The organism is Thermosporothrix hazakensis (genome assembly GCF_003253565.1).
GTDB lineage: Bacteria > Chloroflexota > Ktedonobacteria > Ktedonobacterales > Ktedonobacteraceae > Thermosporothrix > Thermosporothrix hazakensis.
Genome location: NZ_QKUF01000018.1, coordinates 111514 through 130969 on the forward strand (window position 1 = coordinate 111514; position 19456 = coordinate 130969).

The 19456-nt window shown below is 54.8% G+C and carries 6 protein-coding genes; 4 read left to right on the forward strand and 2 right to left on the reverse strand.

The genetic code is table 11. The features are described from left to right. Positions 1–548 precede the first annotated feature (548 nt). From EI42_RS21175 to EI42_RS21185, 3 genes are read left to right on the forward strand one after another with little or no spacing between them, the layout of a single operon-like run. Entirely contained in the window at positions 549–5750 is a 5202-nt protein-coding gene (locus EI42_RS21175) for a hybrid fatty acyl-AMP ligase/type I polyketide synthase (protein ID WP_111324637.1), read from the forward strand. Beyond that, positions 5650–9579: a type I polyketide synthase gene (locus tag EI42_RS21180; RefSeq protein ID WP_111324638.1), complete on the forward strand. Its 3930-nt coding sequence runs from the start codon at positions 5650–5652 to the stop codon at positions 9577–9579. The genes EI42_RS21175 and EI42_RS21180 overlap by 101 nt, the downstream gene beginning before the upstream one ends. Next, positions 9576–15056 (forward strand): non-ribosomal peptide synthetase, encoded by a 5481-nt coding sequence (locus EI42_RS21185; protein ID WP_111324639.1) that lies wholly within the window; start codon positions 9576–9578, stop codon positions 15054–15056. Before EI42_RS21180 ends, EI42_RS21185 begins: the two co-directional genes overlap by 4 nt. 69 nt (positions 15057–15125) lie before the next feature. Here the strand turns inward: EI42_RS21185 and EI42_RS21190 are convergent, their stop codons facing one another. Beyond that, complete coding sequence (locus EI42_RS21190; RefSeq protein ID WP_111324640.1) at positions 15126–15851, reverse strand: cytidylate kinase-like family protein; 726 nt, start codon at positions 15849–15851, stop codon at positions 15126–15128. Between the two features lie 368 nt (positions 15852–16219). Further along, the gene (locus EI42_RS21195; protein WP_111324641.1) at positions 16220–17380 is read right to left on the reverse strand and encodes a M50 family metallopeptidase; all 1161 of its coding nucleotides are present in this window, start codon (positions 17378–17380) and stop codon (positions 16220–16222) included. Positions 17381–17832: 452 nt separating this feature from the next. Between EI42_RS21195 and EI42_RS21200 the strand changes: the two genes are divergently transcribed. Further along, positions 17833–19290: an NADP-dependent isocitrate dehydrogenase gene (locus tag EI42_RS21200; RefSeq protein ID WP_111324642.1), complete on the forward strand. Its 1458-nt coding sequence runs from the start codon at positions 17833–17835 to the stop codon at positions 19288–19290. Positions 19291–19456: the final 166 nt, after the last annotated feature.

The window sequence follows — 19456 nt, forward strand, 5'->3', positions numbered from 1 at the left end:
GTTCGGTGATGAAAAAGGATGTCGTCGGCTCTGGCGGCATCTTTTTTTCCGTCATCACCTGTTCGAGGGGAAGCCTCTATTGTGCTATCGGCATGTTTTGCCTGGAGCGGTATGATAAACTAGTGAAAATGCCTTTACTCGTTTGCGTGCGAGAACAGGTGGGGTGAAAGTTCGCCTGTGCGCTCGCTGTTGGCACTCAAAATGTGGACGTGATAGAATTTCGGTACGGCTTATTCCATCTGGAATAGCAGTAGTGAACATATAGCCAGAGTCGATATTCAGCGAACACCATTTTCCTTCTCTTCTGTAGAAGGTTCGATATACCGTTCTTGTAATTATTTGTCGGATTCAGATGTGAGGGACCATTGCCGCTGTTTCTTCACCAGTGGAATGAACTTCAAGAGAGAGAGGAGGGCTACTGAAATGTCGTTGACACCGTTTCACGGGTGAATGTATAATCAAGCGGAACAGTAGCGATGTTCTCCCACCGAAGTCCTGAAATGTCTAGCAAGAAGGCTTCACTTGCCCTCTAATTAGGAAGCATTACCTTGAGTAAGCGTATTTCCATTCCAACGACTGAAATTTCTACATGGGTTGACCTGCTTCGTTGGAGAGTCGAGCGGCACCCTGAGCAGCGGATATACTCATTTTTGGCAGATGGAGAGTTTGAAAGGGACCATTTCACATATGCTGAACTGGATAGGCAGGCCCGCCGTATAGGCGCATTTCTTCAGGAGCATGCGCGCAAGGGTGATCGGGCGCTCTTGATCTATCCTTCAGGTCTGGAATTTATAGCTGCATTTTTTGGCTGTCTTTATAGTGGTATTATTGCTGTCCCGATGTATCCTCCCTCTGCGGCGCGTTCTGAACGTGCTGTGAGCAAGTTCCGTGCGATCGCAAATAATGCTCAACCGGCAATTGTTCTCACCACAACGGCGCTCTCGTCTAGAGTGCGCGGGTTGGTTCATAACTCTCCTGAAATTCAAAACGTGCCGGTCGTAGCTATTGAAGATGTGCCAGACTCACTGGCATCGGTCTGGCGTGACCCTGGCATCAGTAACGATGCATTAGCATTTTTACAATATACCTCTGGCTCAACCGGTCTCCCCAAAGGTGTAATGGTGACCCATCAGAATCTGCTCTTTAACTCAACAATTGTTGAGCAGTATTGTCGTCACCCGGAGGAGGCTCATGCTGTCACCTGGCTCCCTCTGTATCATGACCTGGGTCTGATCGGGGGCATCCTACAGCCGTTGTATGCCGGATTCCCTTCTACTATTCTGCCTCCGGCGGCGTTCTTACAGAAGCCGTTCCGCTGGCTCAAAGCTGTCTCTGATAAGAAGGCTACCATCAGCGGTGGTCCCAATTTTGCATTTGATCTCTGTGTTCGCAAGATCACGCCCGAGCAGAAGGCCGAGCTCGATCTGAGCCACTGGCAGACTGTCGCCAATGGAGCTGAGCCGGTCCGCGCAGAGACGCTTGAACGTTTCTCAGAGGCGTTCGCTGAATGTGGCTTTCAGCGGCGGTTCTTCTATCCCTGCTATGGCATGGCAGAAGCAACCCTGGTGATCTCGGCGGGCGAAAAAGGGGTCTTCCCGACCGTCCGTTCGCTGTCTGCGCGTGCGCTGGAACAGAATGAGGTACGCGACGCCGCCGATGAACGCGATACACGCACGCTTGTCAGCATCGGGAACAGCCTGCCTGTGCAGAAGGTGATTATTGTCGATCCTGAGCAGCGTGTGGAGTGCCCCCCCGATCGTGTGGGCGAGATCTGGGTTTCTGGTCCAAGTGTCGCTCAGGGCTACTGGCAGCGCCCGGAGGAAACGGAGGAGGTCTTCCACGCTCATCTGGCGAACGGCGAGGGGCCTTATCTGCGCACCGGGGATCTGGGCTTTATCAGTCAAAATGAGCTCTATATCACCGGACGCCTGAAAGATTTGATTATTATTCGAGGCAGTAATCATTATCCGCAGGATATTGAACTGACAGTCGAGAAGAGTCATGCTGCAATCCGGCAGAGCAATAGTGCCGCCTTCGCGATTGAAGTGCAAGGCGAAGAGCGGCTCGTTGTTGTAGCCGAGATAGAGCGCTCGTATCTGAAGCGAGATCTTACCGAAGTGTTGACCGCGGCCCGCCAGGCTATCGCGGCTGAGCATGAGCTTCAGGTGTATGCGATTTGTCTGATTAAGACCGGTACACTGCCTAAGACGTCCAGTGGAAAGGTGCAGCGGCGAGCGACCCGCCAGGCGTTCCTTGATGGCGAGCTGGAAACGGTAGCGATGCTGGCTCCCGAACAGGCACAGCCCATTCAGGGAGAGGAGCACGCGCAACCTGAAGAAGCAGTGCCCCAAAAGAGCAAACAGGAGATTCAGACATGGCTGGTGAAGCAGCTGGCTGAAGCGCTACAACTCCGGCCTCAGGAGATCGATATCCGTGCCCCCTTCGCCCAGTATGGCATGGACTCCTATCAGGCGATTAGCATTTCGGCTGATCTTCAGGACTGGCTTGGGCGCGAGTTGCCACCAACCCTGGTCTATGACTATCCTAATATTGAGGTGCTGGCAAGTTATCTTGCGGGAGAACGACCACCGGTTCAGCCGCTTGAAGAGCCACAGGAGACTGAGTCGAAGCCTGTGGCAAACGAGGCGATTGCTGTTGTCGGTCTGGGCTGCCGTTTCCCGGGAGCAGATTCACCCGAGGCATTCTGGCAGATGTTGCGCAATGGTGTGGATGGTATTTCGGAAGTGCCAGCGTCGCGCTGGAACCTTCAGGATTACTATGACGCCGATCGCTCACAACCAGGCAAGATGGTCACGCGGTGGGGGGGCTTCCTCAAGCAGGTCGATCAGTTTGACCCCTACTTCTTTGGTATCTCGCCAAGAGAAGCGGAGCGTATGGATCCGCAGCAGCGGTTACTCCTTGAGGTTGCCTGGGAAGCGCTGGAACATGCTGGCATTCCCGCGACATCGTTGGCTGGCTCACAAACAGGCGTTTTTGTTGGAATCAGCAGTAATGATTACGCGCATTTGCAATTCCGTGACATCACAGCAGTTGATGCCTATACCGGAACTGGAAACGCGCACAGCATTGCAGCGAACCGCCTGTCCTACTTCCTTGATTTGCGCGGCCCGAGTATGGCAATTGATACAGCCTGCTCTTCGTCGCTGGTCGCGGTCCATATGGCCTGTCAGAGCATTCGTAATGGTGAGTGTGAGACCGCGCTGGCAGGTGGCGTCAACCTTATTCTGACGCCTGAGCTGACTGTGGCCTTCTCGCAGGCACATATGATGTCGGAACAGGGCCACTGCTATACCTTTGATGAACGGGCAGATGGCTATGTCCGTGCTGAGGGTTGTGGTCTGGTGGTATTGAAATCGCTTTCGGCTGCACAACGCGATGGTGATACGATTCTGGCTGTGATTCGTGGTTCGGCGGTCAATCAGGATGGGCGCAGCAATGGCCTGACCGCGCCGAACGGTCCTTCTCAGGAGGCTGTGATTCGTCAAGCGCTTCGCAATGCCAATGTCACGCCCGCTCAGGTCTGCTATGTCGAGACGCATGGTTCCAGTACGCCACTTGGCGACCCGATTGAAGTGGACTCGCTGAAGGCCGTGCTGATGGAACAGCGGGCACCTGAGCAGCAATGCCTGCTTGGCTCGGTCAAGACGAATATCGGGCACCTGGAGGCGGCGGCTGGTATTGCCGGACTGATCAAGACGATTCTCAGTCTGCATCGAGGTGAGATCCCGCCGCATCTGCATTTCCAGAAACTGAATCCGCATATCTCGTTTGAAGGCACGACGTTCGCGATCCCTACACAGCCGACGCCGTGGCCGGCGGATCGACGGAAGATCGCGGGCGTGAGCGCCTTTGGCTTTGGCGGCACGAATGTGCATGTGGTGTTGGAGGCGGCACCGGAACCGAAACGCACTACTCGTGAGCATGAGCGCCCAACGCATGTGCTGGAGCTTTCGGCGCGAAGTGCGACTGCGCTTAAGCAACAGGCCCGCCAGTACAGCGAGTATCTGGCAGCGCATCCAGCGCTCTCATTAGCTGATCTTTGCTTTACGGCTGCGGCTGGGCGGGTGCATTTCGCCCATCGGCTGGCGGTCGTTGGCTCATCGGTTGAGCAGATGCGGGCGCAGCTAGAGGCCTTTGCCACCGAGAAAGAGGCGTCTGATCTTGTTTATAGAGCGCTTTCGGTGCGTGAGCAGCAGACGAAGCCGCGTGTGGTCTTCCTCTTTACCGGCCAGGGGTCGCAGTATGTGCATATGGGACGGCAACTGTATGAGACGGAGCCGACTTTCCGCAAGGCGCTGGACCGCTGTGCCGAGATCTTACGCGCTTATCTGGAGCGTCCGTTACTCTCGGTCCTGTATGCTGAGAACGAGGCACTCTTACATGAAACAGCTTACACGCAACCTGCGTTGTTTGCTCTGGAATATGCGCTCTATGAGCTCTGGCGTTCGTGGGGTGTTGAGCCTGACGCCGTGTTTGGTCATAGCGTGGGTGAATATGTCGCGGCCTGTGTCGCGGGCATCATGAGCCTGGAAGATGGCTTAAAGCTGATAGCCGAGCGCGGTCGCCTGATGCAGGAACTGCCAGAGCGAGGCGAGATGGCCGCCGTTTTCGCCGCTTCAGAACGAGTGACAGCGGTGCTCAAGCCATATCAGAAGGTTTCTCTTTCCGCGATCAATGGGCCGCGGAATACTGTGATTTCGGGCGCATCAACAGAGGTGCAGGCAGTGGTCAAAGCATTGGAGGCAGAAGGGATAACCGTTCATCCTTTGACCGTGTCGCATGCCTTCCACTCGCCGTTGATGGAGCCAATGCTTGATGCATTTGAGCAGGTCGCGAAAGGGGTGCACTATGCACCGGCTCGGATACCGCTTGTCTGTAACCTGACCGGGCAGATTTTGCCTCAGGGAACAACGCTATCCGCCGAATACTGGCGTCAACAAACGCGCAATGCAGTGCAGTTCGCGGCTGGCATGCAAACGCTGGCGCAACAGGGGTATACACTGTTTGTCGAACTGGGGCCGCATCCTGTTCTGACAAATATGGGCAAACAATGTATTGAAGGGGCAACATGGCTCCCATCCTTACGGCGTGATCAGGAGAACTGGGGTGTTCTTCTGCGCACTGTGGCAACGCTCTATGTATATGGATGGGATGTACAATGGTATCGCGATGAGATGACGCGGCAACGACTGGATCTGCCCACATATCCCTTTGAGCGTGAACATTGCTGGCATGAGGTGAGAAACATACCCCATGATGCCGGACAGCCGTCCAGCCTGAAACAGAACGGGCATAAGCCAGCTGAGCAGAACGGGCGTCACCCGCTGCTGGCCTCCCATACGGAACTGGTGGTGCCTGCAAAGATGCATGTCTGGGAAAGTACGCTTGATCTGGAGCGGCTCCCTTTCCTGGCACAGCACCGCATTCAAGGGGCGATCGCTCTGCCTGTTTCGGCCTATGTAGAGATGGCGCTGTCTGCGATGCAAGAAGCTTTTGGGCCGGGACAATATGAGCTCACAGAGTTGGAGCTAAAGAAGCTTTTGCTGATACCGGAGCAGGGATTCCAAAAAATACAGGTTCTTCTCTCACCTGATACAAACGACCGGCTCCATTTCCAGGTCTATAGCCATGCTGTGGGTGCACCAGAACAAGAGCGCCAGGCATGGACGCTGCACGCCAGTGGAACGATCTGTCATTACAGGGAAGTTGCCCTGCCAACTGGAGGATAATGTGGCAGCTACACAACAAAAGAAGTGTGCTAAAGGGATAACATTTGGTCTCATTTACTTTGCCAGTAGTGAAGCGCCGTATCGAGGGGGGGAGAAGTACCATATGGTACTGGAGAGCGCTCGCCTGGCTGACCGCTACGGTTTCTCTTCTATCTGGATACCGGAGCGACACTTCACTAAGGACGGCTGGTTATACCCAAATCCGGCCGTCCTTCAAGCCGCTGTTGCGCGTGAGACCAAAAAGATTCAACTGCGCTCCGGTAGCGTAGTGCTGCCGTTGCATAACCCGATTCGGGTCGCTGAAGAATGGGCAATGGTGGATAACCTGTCCAATGGCCGCGTTGGTCTCTCCTTCGCTTCTGGCTGGCACCCGAACGACTTTGTCTTTTTCCCGGATCATTATGAACGCCGCAATGACATCATGTTCCAGGGAATCGAGACGGTACGGAAGCTGTGGCGCGGTGAATCGATTGTGACAAAGAATGGTGCCGGTGAGATGGTCGAGATCAAAACCTACCCGACACCGGTACAGAAAGAGCTTCCTATCTGGGTTACAGCCGCAGGTAATCCGAAGACATTTGCGGGTGCGGGGAAAATGGGGGCGAACCTGCTGACGCATATGTATAACCAGAGTGTTGAGGAACTCGCTGAGAAAATTCGTATTTACCGTGACTCTCTGGAAGAGCACGGGTTTGATCCCCAGGCGGGTCAGGTGTCCGTGATGTTGCACACCTTCCTGGGCCCCGACGAGCAGACGGTGCGTGAACAGGTGAAAGATCCATTCTGCAATTATCTGAAATCTGCATCGTATCTGTTGAACGCCATCGCCTATAGTCGGGGACAGAAGGTCGATCTCTCATCGCTATCCGAGCAGGATCTGGATGAATACCTTCAGTTTGTGCTTGATCGCATGATTTCGACGCAGCGTGTGCTCTTTGGAACGCCTGAAAGCTGCCTGAATCTGGTGTCACAGCTTCGTGAGGCTGGAGTCAACGAGGTCGCCTGCCAGCTTGATTTCGGCCTGGAAGTTGATGTCGCCCTGGGATGTATCCCGTATATCAATCAATTGAAGGAACTGGCCGAGCGCACCTTCCCGACCGATCCCGAGCCAGAGCCCCTGGTGCTGCATGCCACCTCTCAGGAGGCGAGTGAGGAGCGGGCACCCGAAGCACAGGTCGAAGCTGCCTCAGACCGTCTTGAGGATATTCAGCAGCGGTGTCGCGATGAGGTCAGTGTATCCACGTTCTATGCCGATTTGCAAACGCATGGCATCGAGCTTGGCGCTGACTATCGCGCTATTCGCCAGCTCTGGCGCCGAGATGGTGAGGCGCTTGGTCGCATTCAGTACGATGGTGATGCTACGGGTCCATATCAGTTCCCGCATGCATTGCTTGACTCCTGTTTGCAAGTGGTTACAGCAACCCTGCCCGATAGTCTGGTAAAGCGACAGTCCGCGCTCTATTTGCCTTCCGGGATAAAGAGCTTCAAGCTGCACAAGCAGCCGGGAGCAAAGGTATGGAGCCATGCCGTACTGACATCCGAGCCGGTGCCAGGCGCCGCCGTACTGGAAAGCGATGTGCGTATTCTGGATGACGCGGGACTGGTGTTAATCGAGGCTTCGGGTATTCAGCTACAGCGCTCTGAGGCCGCGACTTCGGCCCACACGCCGGATCACCTGTCTGACTGGCTCTATACGTTGCAGTGGAAAGAGGAGTCACAGACAGAAGCGCCCGCAACGGAGCGTCCCGGACACTGGTTGATCCTGATGGATCGCCAGGGGATCGGTCAATGCCTGCTTGATGCGCTGGTCTCACAGGGGCAGCGCTGTTCTGTGGTGACACAGGGAGAAACGTATCAGGTTCTGGGAACGGATCGCTATCAGGCGAGCCCTGCCAATGCTGACGATATTCGCCGTGTGGTGCAGCAGGCCGTTCAAGCAGAGCCGTTGCGTGGTGTCGTGCATCTCTGGAGTCTGGACGCGGCATCAGAGCAACAGCTTGCGGTCTCAACCCTTGAGCAGGATCTTGAGCGGTGCACCGGTTCCGCGCTCTATACTATGCAGGCTCTAATCGAGCTGGCTGGAGGGGAGCCGCCGCGTCTCTGGCTGATCACACGCAATGCTCAGGCGCTTGAGGAAACAGGGCAGCAGCTCGCAATCGGACAGGCCCCGCTATGGGGATTGGGGCGCACCTGTTCTATGGAGCACCCGGAGATCTGGGGTGGTCTGATCGATCTGGCGCCAGATAGCTCGCCTGCCACGAATGCGCGTCAGGTCGCGCAGGAACTGATGGCAACAGACCACGAAGATCAGGTCGCGTTCCGCGCGGGCAAGCGCTTTGTCGCGCGGATGCAGAGGAGCCGCGATATCCAGGCGCAGGACTGGCAGATTCGTCCGGATGCTTCCTATCTGATTACCGGTGGCTTCTGGGGTCTGGGTTTTGAGGTTGCGCGTTGGTTGGCCCGGAAAGGTGCGAAACACCTGGTGCTGACAGGACGAACCCAGGTGCCGCCGCGAGCGCAATGGGGCTCGCTTGACCCTGCAAGTCGCACGGGTAAGCTGGTGCAGCAGGTGCGTGAGCTGGAAGCAACCGGCGTACAGGTGCAGTGTGTTACGCTTGATGTGACCGATGAGGCGCAAGTGAACGCCTTCCTGGCGACCTCTCAACAGCAGGGGACTCCGCCAATCAAAGGGGTATTCCATGCGGCCTCGGTCTGGCAGGACAGCGAGGGACGCCCACTGGTCAAGCCGCTGGTCAATCTGGATGCGTTCGCATTGCGTGAGGTGTTCCGCCCGAAAGTGATTGGTGGCTGGTTGCTGCATAGCATCTTCCAGAAGGCGGACCTTGATTTCTTTGTTTCGTTCTCGTCTGGAGCGTCATTGTTTGGCTCGGCGGCACAGGGTAACTATGCCGCTGCCAGCGCCTTTCTCGATGCGCTGGCCCACTATCAGCGGGCGCAGGGCGTGCCGGGCATCAGTATCGACTGGGGTGCGGTCTCGGAGATTGGTTTCGGTGCGACCGAGGAAGGACTGCGAGTTCACGAGTACTGGGAAGATCGTGGTATTCAGCGTATCACGCCGCGTGATGTGCTGGCCGCGCTGGATCTGCTGATCCCGCTGCCAATCGCACAGATTGGTGTGCTAAAGCTGGATTGGGAGCTTTTGCGCCGCTTCTATCCACAGGTTGCATCACTGCCGCTGGTCGCTCACCTGCTTGAGGCGACAGACGAGGAGCAGTCTCAGGAGGCACAGGAAGATGCCATTCTGACAACACTGCGTGATACTGCGAATCGGCAACAGGAACTTGAACACTTTCTCTGTGAGCAGGTGGCCTCAGTACTACGCGTGCCACCTGAAAAGCTGGATGTTGAGCAACCGTTAACCATGCTTGGTCTTGACTCCCTGATGGCGATTGAGCTGAAAAACAGAGTTGAGCAGGCATTGCAGGTGCGAATACCAATCGTAATGTTCTTGCAGGGACCGAGTATTCGTCAGTTTACCGAGCAGGTCCTTGAAATGATACCGCTGGCCGAACCGGCTCCTGCCGCAGAGCCAGAGGCGGTCCAGCATGGAAATGGGCAGAAGCCGCTGAGCCAGAATGAGGCTGAGCAGTTGTTACAGCAACTGGAACAGCTCTCCGATGCGGAAGTTGATGTTTTACTTGGGCAGATGCTACAAGAGGATGGTCAGGAGCCTGCTCATACCAATGGAAAGAACCATGTCAGCGCCCGAGAGGCTGAACAGTTATTGGCTCAATTGGAACAACTTCCTGATGAAGAAATCGACTCGCTGCTTCAGCAAATCGTACAGGAAGGGGAATCAGACCGATGAATGATGCGTCAAAGCGTTTGGCGGATCTTTCGCCTGAACAGAAAAGAGCGCTGCTTGCTCGGCTGCTAAAGGAAAGAGCACAGCAAGGGGGGAAGGGGCAAGCTGAATTTGCCCCTCTTTCTCAGCAGCAGCGGGCGCTCTGGTTTCTCTATCAGCTTGCGCCTGAAAGCAGCGCCTACAATCTTTTATACACCGCCCGCATTCGCTCGGCGTTAGATATTTCTGCGCTTCAGCAGGCCCTTCTGGCGCTTGTTCGTCGCTATCCGATTCTGACAGCGACTTATACCATGCGAGATGGCGAGCCGGTTCAATGTTTCCACCCGCAGCAGGAAGTGCATGCCGAGGTCGTTGACGCGACCTCGTGGAGTACGGAGGCACTGGAAGAACATCTCCTTGTTGAGGGGAATCGGCCGTTTGATCTGGAAAAGGGACCGATAGTCCGCCCGCAGATCTTCAAGCTCGGGGAGCGGGAATACGTGCTCGCACTCACGGTGCATCATATCGCGCTTGACTTCTGGTCGCTGGATATCCTGGTCGATGAGCTGTATCTGCTCTATGCCGCCCAGCGGGCCGGTACAGAAGATATTCTGCCGCCGCCAGGTCCGAACTTTACCGAGTATGTGCGCTGGCAGCGCGAGATGCTGGAGTCGGCTGAGGGTGAACGGCTCTGGTCATACTGGAAACAGAAGCTCAGTGGAGAGCTGCCGGTGCTTGGCCTGCCCACTGACCGACCGCGTCCCGCTGTACAGACTTATGGCGGTGCATCGCATAGCTTTCCGATTAGCGATGAGTTGACGGGCAAGCTGCGCGAACTGGCGGCCTCAGAGAAGGTGACGCTCTATACTCTGGTGCTGGCGGCCTTCAAGACCTTGCTCTATCGCTATAGCCATCAAGAAGATATCCTGGTGGGTACGCCCATGCTCGGACGAAATAAGGCCGAGCTCGAACGGATCGTGGGCTACCTTGTGAACCCGGTGACGATGCGCACCGATTTTGCGGGCAACCCGACATTCCGTGAACTGCTGGCGCGAGTACGCACCACGGTGATGGAGGCGCTTGACCATCAGGATTACCCGTTCCCGCTGCTTGTGGAGAAGTTGCAACCGAAGCGTGACCCGAGCTACTCGCCTATCTTTCAGTCGCTGTTTATCTGGGATCGCCCTCGCAAACGCGACGGCAAAGAGCTTGAGCGTGCTGGCCTGACCGGTCCTGTGTTGCGTATGGCTCAGGAGCTGGAGCTAGAGCCCTATATTATGGGGCAACAGGGCGCCCCCTTTGATCTGACGCTAACCATCTTTGAGGTTGATGGCTCGCTCTCCGCAGATTTCCGGTATAACGTTGATCTGTTCGATCGCTCGACATTGCAGCGACTGGAACGCCACTTCCTGACATTGCTTGAAAGCGTTACCGCGCAGCCGGATCAGCGGGTGCAGGAGCTACCACTGTTGACCGAGGAAGAGCGTCAGCAGATTCTGTATCAGTGGAATGCTACCGAGGCACCATTCCCTGAGACGGCCGCAGTGCATCAACTGGTAGAAGAGCAGGTAAAGCGTACTCCAGATGCGGAGGCATTGACCTTTGAGGGCGTATCGTTGAGCTATCGCGAGCTCAATCGTCGGGCCAACCTGCTGGCTCGTGAGTTACAGTCGCATGGCGTTGGCCCTGATGTGTTGGTTGGCGTCTGTATGGAGCGCTCCATTGAAATGGTGGTCGCGCTTCTGGGTGTGCTCAAGGCGGGTGGTGCCTATGTCCCGCTGGACCCGGACTACCCGCAGGAGCGGCTGGCCTATATGGTAGAGGATGCACAGGTGCCTGTCCTGCTCACTCAGGAACAGCTACGACAGCGCCTGCCAGAAACCAGCGCCCGGGTTATCTGCCTGCATGCCGGTTGGGGTGCCGACTCTGAGGAAGAGGTGGTCGATCCGGTGACGGCAGTTGGTCCGGAGCATCTGGCGTATATGATCTATACGTCTGGATCGACTGGCAGACCAAAGGGCGTCATGAATACGCATCGTGGCGTCTGCAACCGGCTCTACTGGATGCAGCAGGCCTATCAGCTTACTGCTGATGATCGCGTGATGCAGAAGACGCCGTTTAGCTTCGATGTCTCTGTCTGGGAATTCTTCTGGCCCTTGCAGACCGGCGCCTGTCTGGTGATGGCGCGTCCGGGTGGACAGCAGGATCCCGCCTATCTGGCGCGCCTGATCGAGGAGCAGCGCATCACAACCATGCACTTTGTGCCCTCCATGCTGCATGCCTTCCTGCTGGAAGCAGGCCTTGAGGAGCGTTGTCAGAGCCTGAGACGGGTAATCTGTAGCGGTGAGGCGCTGACCTATGACCTGCAAGAGCGCTTCTTTGCTCGCCTGAATGCCAATCTTTATAATCTCTATGGCCCGACTGAGGCCGCGATTGACGTGACGGCCTGGACCTGTCAGCGAGAGAGTCGGGATAAAGTGGTGCCCATCGGACGACCGATCGCGAACACGCAGATCTATATTCTGGATGAAGCCATGCAGCCGGTTCCGATTGGTGTGACGGGCGAACTCTATATCGGCGGTGTTGGGGTCGCGCGTGGCTATCACAACCGCCCTGAGTTGACCGCAGAGAAGTTTGTGCACGATCCATTCAGCGGAAAAGAGCATGCGCGGCTCTTCAAAACCGGGGATCTGGCTCGCTATCGTGTCGATGGAACAATCGAGTTTCTCGGGCGTATCGACTATCAAATCAAGCTGCGTGGCTTCCGTATCGAGCTTGGTGAGATCGAGGCAGAACTGGGACAGCATCCAGCAGTGAAGGAAGCCGTCGTTGTGGCGCGTGAAGATATGCCCGGTCATAAGCGGCTGGTGGCGTATCTGGTGCCGAAGCAAGCGACAGCTTCTTCAGAGGCCGAACCGCAGCGACTCTCTCCGCAAGATGCGGGAATCTCCCTTGAAGAGTTGCGGAGCTATCTGCTTGAGCGGCTTCCGTACTATATGGTGCCAGCAAGCTTCTTGTTCCTGGATCGTATCCCGCTGACGCCCAACGGGAAGGTAGATCGACGGGCGCTCCCCGCTCCCGATCAGGCCAGACCAGAGCTGGAAGCGGAGTTTGTGCCGCCTCGTACAGCAACCGAGGAGAAGCTAGCCCAAATCTGGACTGAGGTGCTTGGTCTGGAAAAAGTAGGCGTGCATGACAACTACTTCGATCTTGGTGGCGCATCGATTCAAAGTCTGGAAATGATTGCCCGTGCGAAAGAGCAGGGGCTTGAGTTCCCACTTGAGCGCCTCTTTGAGTATCAAACGATTGCGGAATTGGCCGCCGCTCTGGATAAAGAGCAGCAAGCGCCAGAGACCGTCTCGAATGATGAGCCAGTCGAGCAGCAGGCAGACGAAGTGCATATTGTGGAGCCACAGCCAGCAGCGCCGCCCGCTTCAGAAGCGCAACGCGAGCAGGTGAATACTATCATCGAGAGTATCGGTGTGTATCTGCCGCCCAAAGCTGTGACAACCGATGAACTGCTTCAGAACTGTAAGCGCCCGATTCGTTTCCCGCTTGCTCGTCTGACCGGCATCAAGTCGCGTCGTATGGCTGGCGAGACCGAGTTCTCGATTGACATCGCACGCAAAGCGGTCTCTGATTGTTTCGATCGCTCGAAGTATCGCCCGGAAGACATCGACATGATCATCTGTGGCAATATCTCGCGCTGTGATCGACCGGGGATGCAATTCACCTTTGAGCCGGGTACCGCAGTTCGCTTGAAGCACTACTTTGGCATGACAAACGCTATTGCCTTCGACGTGGACAATGCCTGTACTGGTCTCTTTACTGCCGCGAATATCGTCGATGCCTTCTTGCAGGCGGGATTGATTCGGCGCGGTATGGTGGTCAGCGGGGAGTATATCACGCATCTATCCCTGACGGCGCAGAAAGAGCTTTCCGGCTTCATGGACTCACGGCTGCCGTGTATGACGGTTGGTGATGCGGGGGCGGCGATGATCCTGGAACGAGCGCACGATCAGTCGGTTGGCTTCCATGCCTTCGACATGTTCTCGCTTGGTCGCTTCAGTTGGGACTGTATCGCGAAGGCAACCGATCAGCCACATGGTGGCGCGATCATGTACACCGACGCGGTGAATGTCTCGGCGGTCAACATGAAGTATGCCGTGGCGCATGCAGCCAATATTATCGCGCAGACCGGTTTCCCGCACGACTCGTTCCAGCATGTCATCATTCACCAGACGTCCGGTACAACCATTCGTGACGCCGCTCGCGAGATCAACCGCTACTATGGGAAAGAGGTATGTACTCAGGAAAACGTCATTAACAACATTGCCGAACGAGGGAATACGGCTACCACAACCCATATTGTGGCGCTCATGGACCACATTCGCTCGGGACGCATTCAGTCCGGGGATAATGTCGTTTTCGGTATCACTGGTTCTGGGGCAACGATTGGTGCCGCAATCTATACCTTTGATGACCTGCCGGATCGTATGCGTAAGGTTGATGCGGGGGAGCTGCCAGAGAAGGTCACTCCTGCTCCTGTTGCGCTCTCTGTACCCGCGAAGCGTGTGCGGGTTGAGAGTGTTGGAACGGTGCCGTTGGGCATGAAGGTTGAGTCTGTTGAAAAGACGCTGGAGAAACTGGGAGACATCAAAGTCAAAAAGCAGGTGCTTGAGATGGTCAAGGTCGCAGCGGAGCGAGCCTTTACCGGGTCTTCGGTAAAGCGCAACGATATCGACCTGATGATCTACTCCGGCGTGTATCGTGATGAATTGGTTTGTGAGCCCGCGATTGCTGCCCTGTTGCAGGGTGAGTTGGGCATTAACGACTTGATCGAGACGCCCGAAGAGAAGAAGACCTTCGCTCTGGATGTGTTTAATGGCTCTATCGGCTTCTTGAATGCCTGTCACGCAGCGACTGGTATGATTCAGGGCCAGAAAGCGAAAACGGCGCTGGTAATGGCGGCAGAGATCGAGAACAATCGTGAGGTCGCTCCTGATAAGCTGCTTGGTATCGAAGAGACGGCCTCGGTGGTGGTACTGGATGAGAGTCCAGATGGGAAGACGGGCTTCGGCAACTTCGTCTTCAAGTACTTCACCGACTACGTTGACTCATTCGATGCGCACTGTGAGTATCATGACGGCAAGATGGTTATGGTCTTCAACAAAGATCCGCGCCTGGAGAGCTACTATATCGCGTGCATTCAGGAGGCGGTCAAGGAGCTGTTGGAGCGGGAACAGCTTGATCTTTCGCGGATCAAGTGTATCTTGCCTCCACAGATCTCCTCATCATTTGTTGAGGAACTCGGGAAGACGCTTGGCGTTGCTCCTGAGAAGATGGTGGATGTCAGAGCTGAGCATGACCTGTACACCTCGTCGTTGCCCTTTGCCTTGCAGCAGGTTCGCGAGCAGCAGCTTGCGCAACCCGGTGATATCGGTCTGATCATCGCCGTGGGTTCTGGTATTCAGGTTGGATGTGCGACCTACTACTTCTAGACCAGATCCCTTCAGTCAGAAAAACACAGGCCTCTATTCCGACAAAGAATAGAGGCCTTTTTGTTTGCTTTACACAGGAGGACGGAGATCGCCAGGCAGGGACGGGTACGGTTGAAGTCCTGCACCCGGGCCGAGTTCTTCTTCTGGTAGATGCAGCCGTTCTGCTTTGTAGTTCAGCGCCTGAAGAATCAGGTCAACACATTGGTCCAGACTCAATACAGTGGTATTCACGATCAAATCATAGAGCGAAGAATCATCCGGGTGACAGTGATACTGTGTTTGCAGGTAGCGGATTCTGTCCTGTTCCTTCATCTGAATGCGTGATTTTGCTTCACTCTCGGAAACCTGTTCTCGTTGCATGACGTAGCGAATGCGCTTTTCGAGCGTCGCTACAATACGTGTGTGGAAGACATCTCGGTGTTCGGCCAGAATCATCTGTGAGCCGCGCCCCACAATGACGGCTGGTCCTGCTTCAATCGCTGTCTCGACGAGCTTACTCATCGTTTCCCGATACAGATGAGGGTTGGAGAGCAGGGGCATTGGTTCAATCGTGAACATGGCAGGTTGCAAAATACGCATACTGTTGATCAGGCTACTGATAAACGAGTCGGCATGCTCGTCCTGTATCTCCGCTTCTTCTTCACTGATACCAAGTTCCTGTGCTGCTCGGATGACCAGTTCGTGATCAATGAGCCGCCAGCCAAGACGCTGAGCCAGCCTGCGCGCGATTTCGCCGCCGCCGCTTCCATATTCACGTGAGATGGTAATTGCCCGCATCTGCTTTTTCTCTTCCATAGGGGCTGCTCCTTCTCCGGTTTTTCCCGGATGTGGTTTGCACTATAGGGAACCGAAGCACATAAGTGATACGTAAGAACGCGCCTCCACCGTTTCGAGTGCCGGAAGGCGTGAGTGAAATACTCAGCCGTCTGACTGTTCTCTGGTCCTTTGGCTCAGAGAGGGCTTCGGTCCTCTAGCTTGTGTTTTACCCGTACTTTCTTCTTTGTACGATTGAAAGTGGCTAACGGGCGACAAAGAAAGCTGGTAGAGCGAGAAAAGCATAGTTTTGTTAATAAATATATAGAAATACATTTTTCGCGAAGGAGAAGAAGGGTAGAAAAAAGGCCGACCCCCGCAAGAGGGATCGGCTTTCTGTCATTTTGATTTTACCAGCGGCGAATATCATTGATGGTAATGACGATCATCAGCAGAATGAGGGCTGCAAAACCAACAAGGTTGATCAGCGCCTCACGTTCCGGTTTGATGCGCTTGCCGCCGCGTAGCACTTCGATCAGGATCAGCAGAATGCGCCCGCCGTCCAGTGCCGGGAAAGGCAGACTGTTCATCACAGCCAGACTCAGGCTCAAGCTGGCCGTCCAGGCGAAGATCAGGCCCCATCCCAGACGTGGTACGTTCTGTGCAATCTCGCCGGTTGATTGGGCGATCCCGACCGGTCCGGCAAGTTGATCGAAGCCACGACCGAGGAAGAGCTGTCCCAGATTCTGGAAGATTTGTCCGATCAGGCTAAAGGTATATTGAATGCCTTTAAGCGGTGCCTGCCACAGTGGAACCGTCTCCATCAAGGGTTCTCGGTTGACGATACCGATAGATCCCTGTCCCTTTGGAGGATGCTTGCGCGCCTCAACTGTGATGGTCTGTGTTTGTGAGGAGTTCGCGCGTCGAATGGTCAGTTGAATAGGGACCGTTTCGGGGTTATTGCTGGCTTTCAGCAGGTTCTGCATCTCGGCTGTGGTTTGCGTCATATTCTCGACTGCATGGCCGTTGACCGCAAGAATGGTGTCACCGGGGTGTAACCCTGCTTTTTCGGCTGGCGTGTTGGGCTGTACCTCGCTAATCTTTGTAGAGATATCTTTTGGAATGCCCATGCCGGGACCAAAAGCAATGGTAAACAGCAGGATTGCGAGGATAAAATTCATCACAACGCCTGCAATCAGCGTAATAAAGCGTTTCCCGGCTGATTTTGCCATAAAGCTTTTGGGGTCGACAATGCCATCTTCGGTTTCTTCACCGTTCTCGCCTGTCATGCGCACGAAGCCGCCAATAGGAAGCAGGTTAATCGAATAAATGGTGCGATCATCATCGGCCTCCCCTGGCACAGTGGTATGCTCTTCTCTTTGCCCGAACCAGAGGAATTCCCAGCGGCCACGCGTATTTCTGCGGATACCAACAATACGGGGGGGTAGTCCCAGGCCAAATTCTTCAACCCGAATACCAGACCACTTCGCGGCAAGAAAGTGGCCGAGCTCGTGAATAAACACCAGGAGCCCCAGTACCGGAATAACGGCCAGTATGTACAAAGGATTCATCTATGCACTCCTTCGGTCAACGTCCAATGATTAAAGATAATTATACTGTTTATCACACAAAATTGCATACTATTACGGCTCTTCTTTTTTTATTTACTTTTCTTTATCGGTTGTTTGATATGTTTTGGTTATTGTGCTGCTACTTTCAGGGGATGGATGGCGTGTGAGGGTAAGAGAGAAAGAGACAGGGAGATCTGAGAAATGCTTCTTCGTGGTTTGCGAAAACACTGAAGTGCCACTTCTCTTCACTGCAAATAACCTTTTTAACTGAGTAATGCAGGAAAGGGTATCAGGGTGATTTGGTGTGCAGGTTGCGCAGCTCTCCCTGTATCTCTTAGTATAGCACAGTCAGCACGAGAAAGAAAAAGAGCGCTCTCGCTTGCTAGGACTTTGTGCTATACTGGACGTTGGTCATATCACAAAACCATAAAAACTGATGACGGAGTTTAGTTATGGCTCAAAATGTTCCTATAACTGTTGCCTATGGCGATGGTATCGGTCCTGAGATCATGAATGCCACGCTCGATATTATCAAAGCAGCAGGTGCACGCATAGATATCGAAGAGATTGAAGTGGGCGAGAAGGTGTATCTTCGCGGGATCAGCGCCGGTATTGAGCCGAGCGCGTGGGACTCGTTGGCCCGAACGAAGGTATTTCTGAAGGCCCCGATTACGACTCCGCAGGGTGGTGGCTACAAAAGTCTGAATGTTACCGTGCGTACGGCATTTTCTCTGTACGCGAATGTGCGTCCCTGTGTTGCCTACTATCCTTTCGTTGAGACCAAGCATCCGAATATGGATGTGGTTATTGTGCGTGAGAACGAAGAGGACCTCTATAGCGGGATCGAGTATCAGCAGACACCAACCGTGATGGAGAGCATCAAGCTGATCAGCCGTCCGGGCAGTGAAAAGATTATTCGTTACGCCTTCGAGTATGCTCGCAGCAACAACCGCAAAAAAGTGACCTGCTTCGTGAAAGACAACATTATGAAGCAGTCTGATGGTCTGTTCCATAAGGTGTTTGACGAGATCGCAGCTGAGTATCCAGATATTGAGAATGAAACCTGGATTGTCGATATCGGTGCGGCAAAGCTGGCCGATACCCCCGAAAACTTCGACGTGGTTGTCATGCCCAACCTGTATGGAGACATTCTTTCGGACGTTGCGGCTCAGATTGCCGGTTCTGTTGGTATGGCCGGTGGCGCAAATATCGGTGATGGCTTTGCCATGTTTGAGGCCATTCACGGATCTGCTCCACGGCGTGCAGGTCAGAACCTTGCCAACCCTTCCGGTCTGCTGATGGGTGCTGTGATGATGCTGGTGCATATCGGCCAGCCCGATGTGGCGACAAAGGTGCACAATGCCTGGCTGCGCACGCTGGAAGACGGCATTCATACCTATGATATCTACAAAGAGGGTATCAGCAAGCAGAAGGTCGGGACAAAAGAGTTCGCTGAAGCTGTGATTGCCCGCATCGGTCAGCAGCCCGAGAAGTTGAAGGCCGTCAGCTACAAGGAATCTCCTGCCCGCACTACCACGACCGCTCGTGCGAAGAGTGCCGAACTCCCGACAAAGAAAGAGCTGGTCGGCGTTGATGTCTATCTTGATTGGAACAAGGGAAGCGCTGATGAGCTTGGCGCAGCGGTCCAGAAAGTCAATGGCGATGGACTTGAGCTCAAGGCCATCATGAACCGTGGCGCGAAAGTATGGCCGCATGGTCTGCCCTACACCTTCTGCACCGATCACTGGCGCTGCCGTTTCCAGGCCGTCAATGCCGATGAAGCGGTTACTCCTGCACAGATTGTATCGCTCCTGAAGCGAGTCTATGATGCGGGATTTGACGCGATCAAGACAGAAAATCTCTACAATTTTGATGGGAAAGCAGGATATTCAAAAGTCCCCGGTGATTGACACTCCCCAGACCTGAAGGGCGGGGATTCTTCCTTCATCCAGCCTGCTTGCGCGGCGCCGCACTGCGACGCCGCGTAGCGGCAGGCTGTCCAGAAGCGTTCGACGAGACACCCTCGTCGGTTCCCGTCTGCCCGACGGTACCCTGTAGCGCTTTGTGCAAGATATT

Coding starts and splice junctions, on each gene's coding strand:
- EI42_RS21180 (WP_111324638.1), top strand. CDS start 5,650: ATGCTGTGGGTGCACCAGAACAAGAGCGCCAGGCATGGACGCTGCACG.
- EI42_RS21185 (WP_111324639.1), top strand. CDS start 9,576: ATGAATGATGCGTCAAAGCGTTTGGCGGATCTTTCGCCTGAACAGAAA.
- EI42_RS21190 (WP_111324640.1), bottom strand. CDS start 15,851: ATGGAAGAGAAAAAGCAGATGCGGGCAATTACCATCTCACGTGAATAT.
- EI42_RS21195 (WP_111324641.1), bottom strand. CDS start 17,380: ATGAATCCTTTGTACATACTGGCCGTTATTCCGGTACTGGGGCTCCTG.
- EI42_RS21200 (WP_111324642.1), top strand. CDS start 17,833: ATGGCTCAAAATGTTCCTATAACTGTTGCCTATGGCGATGGTATCGGT.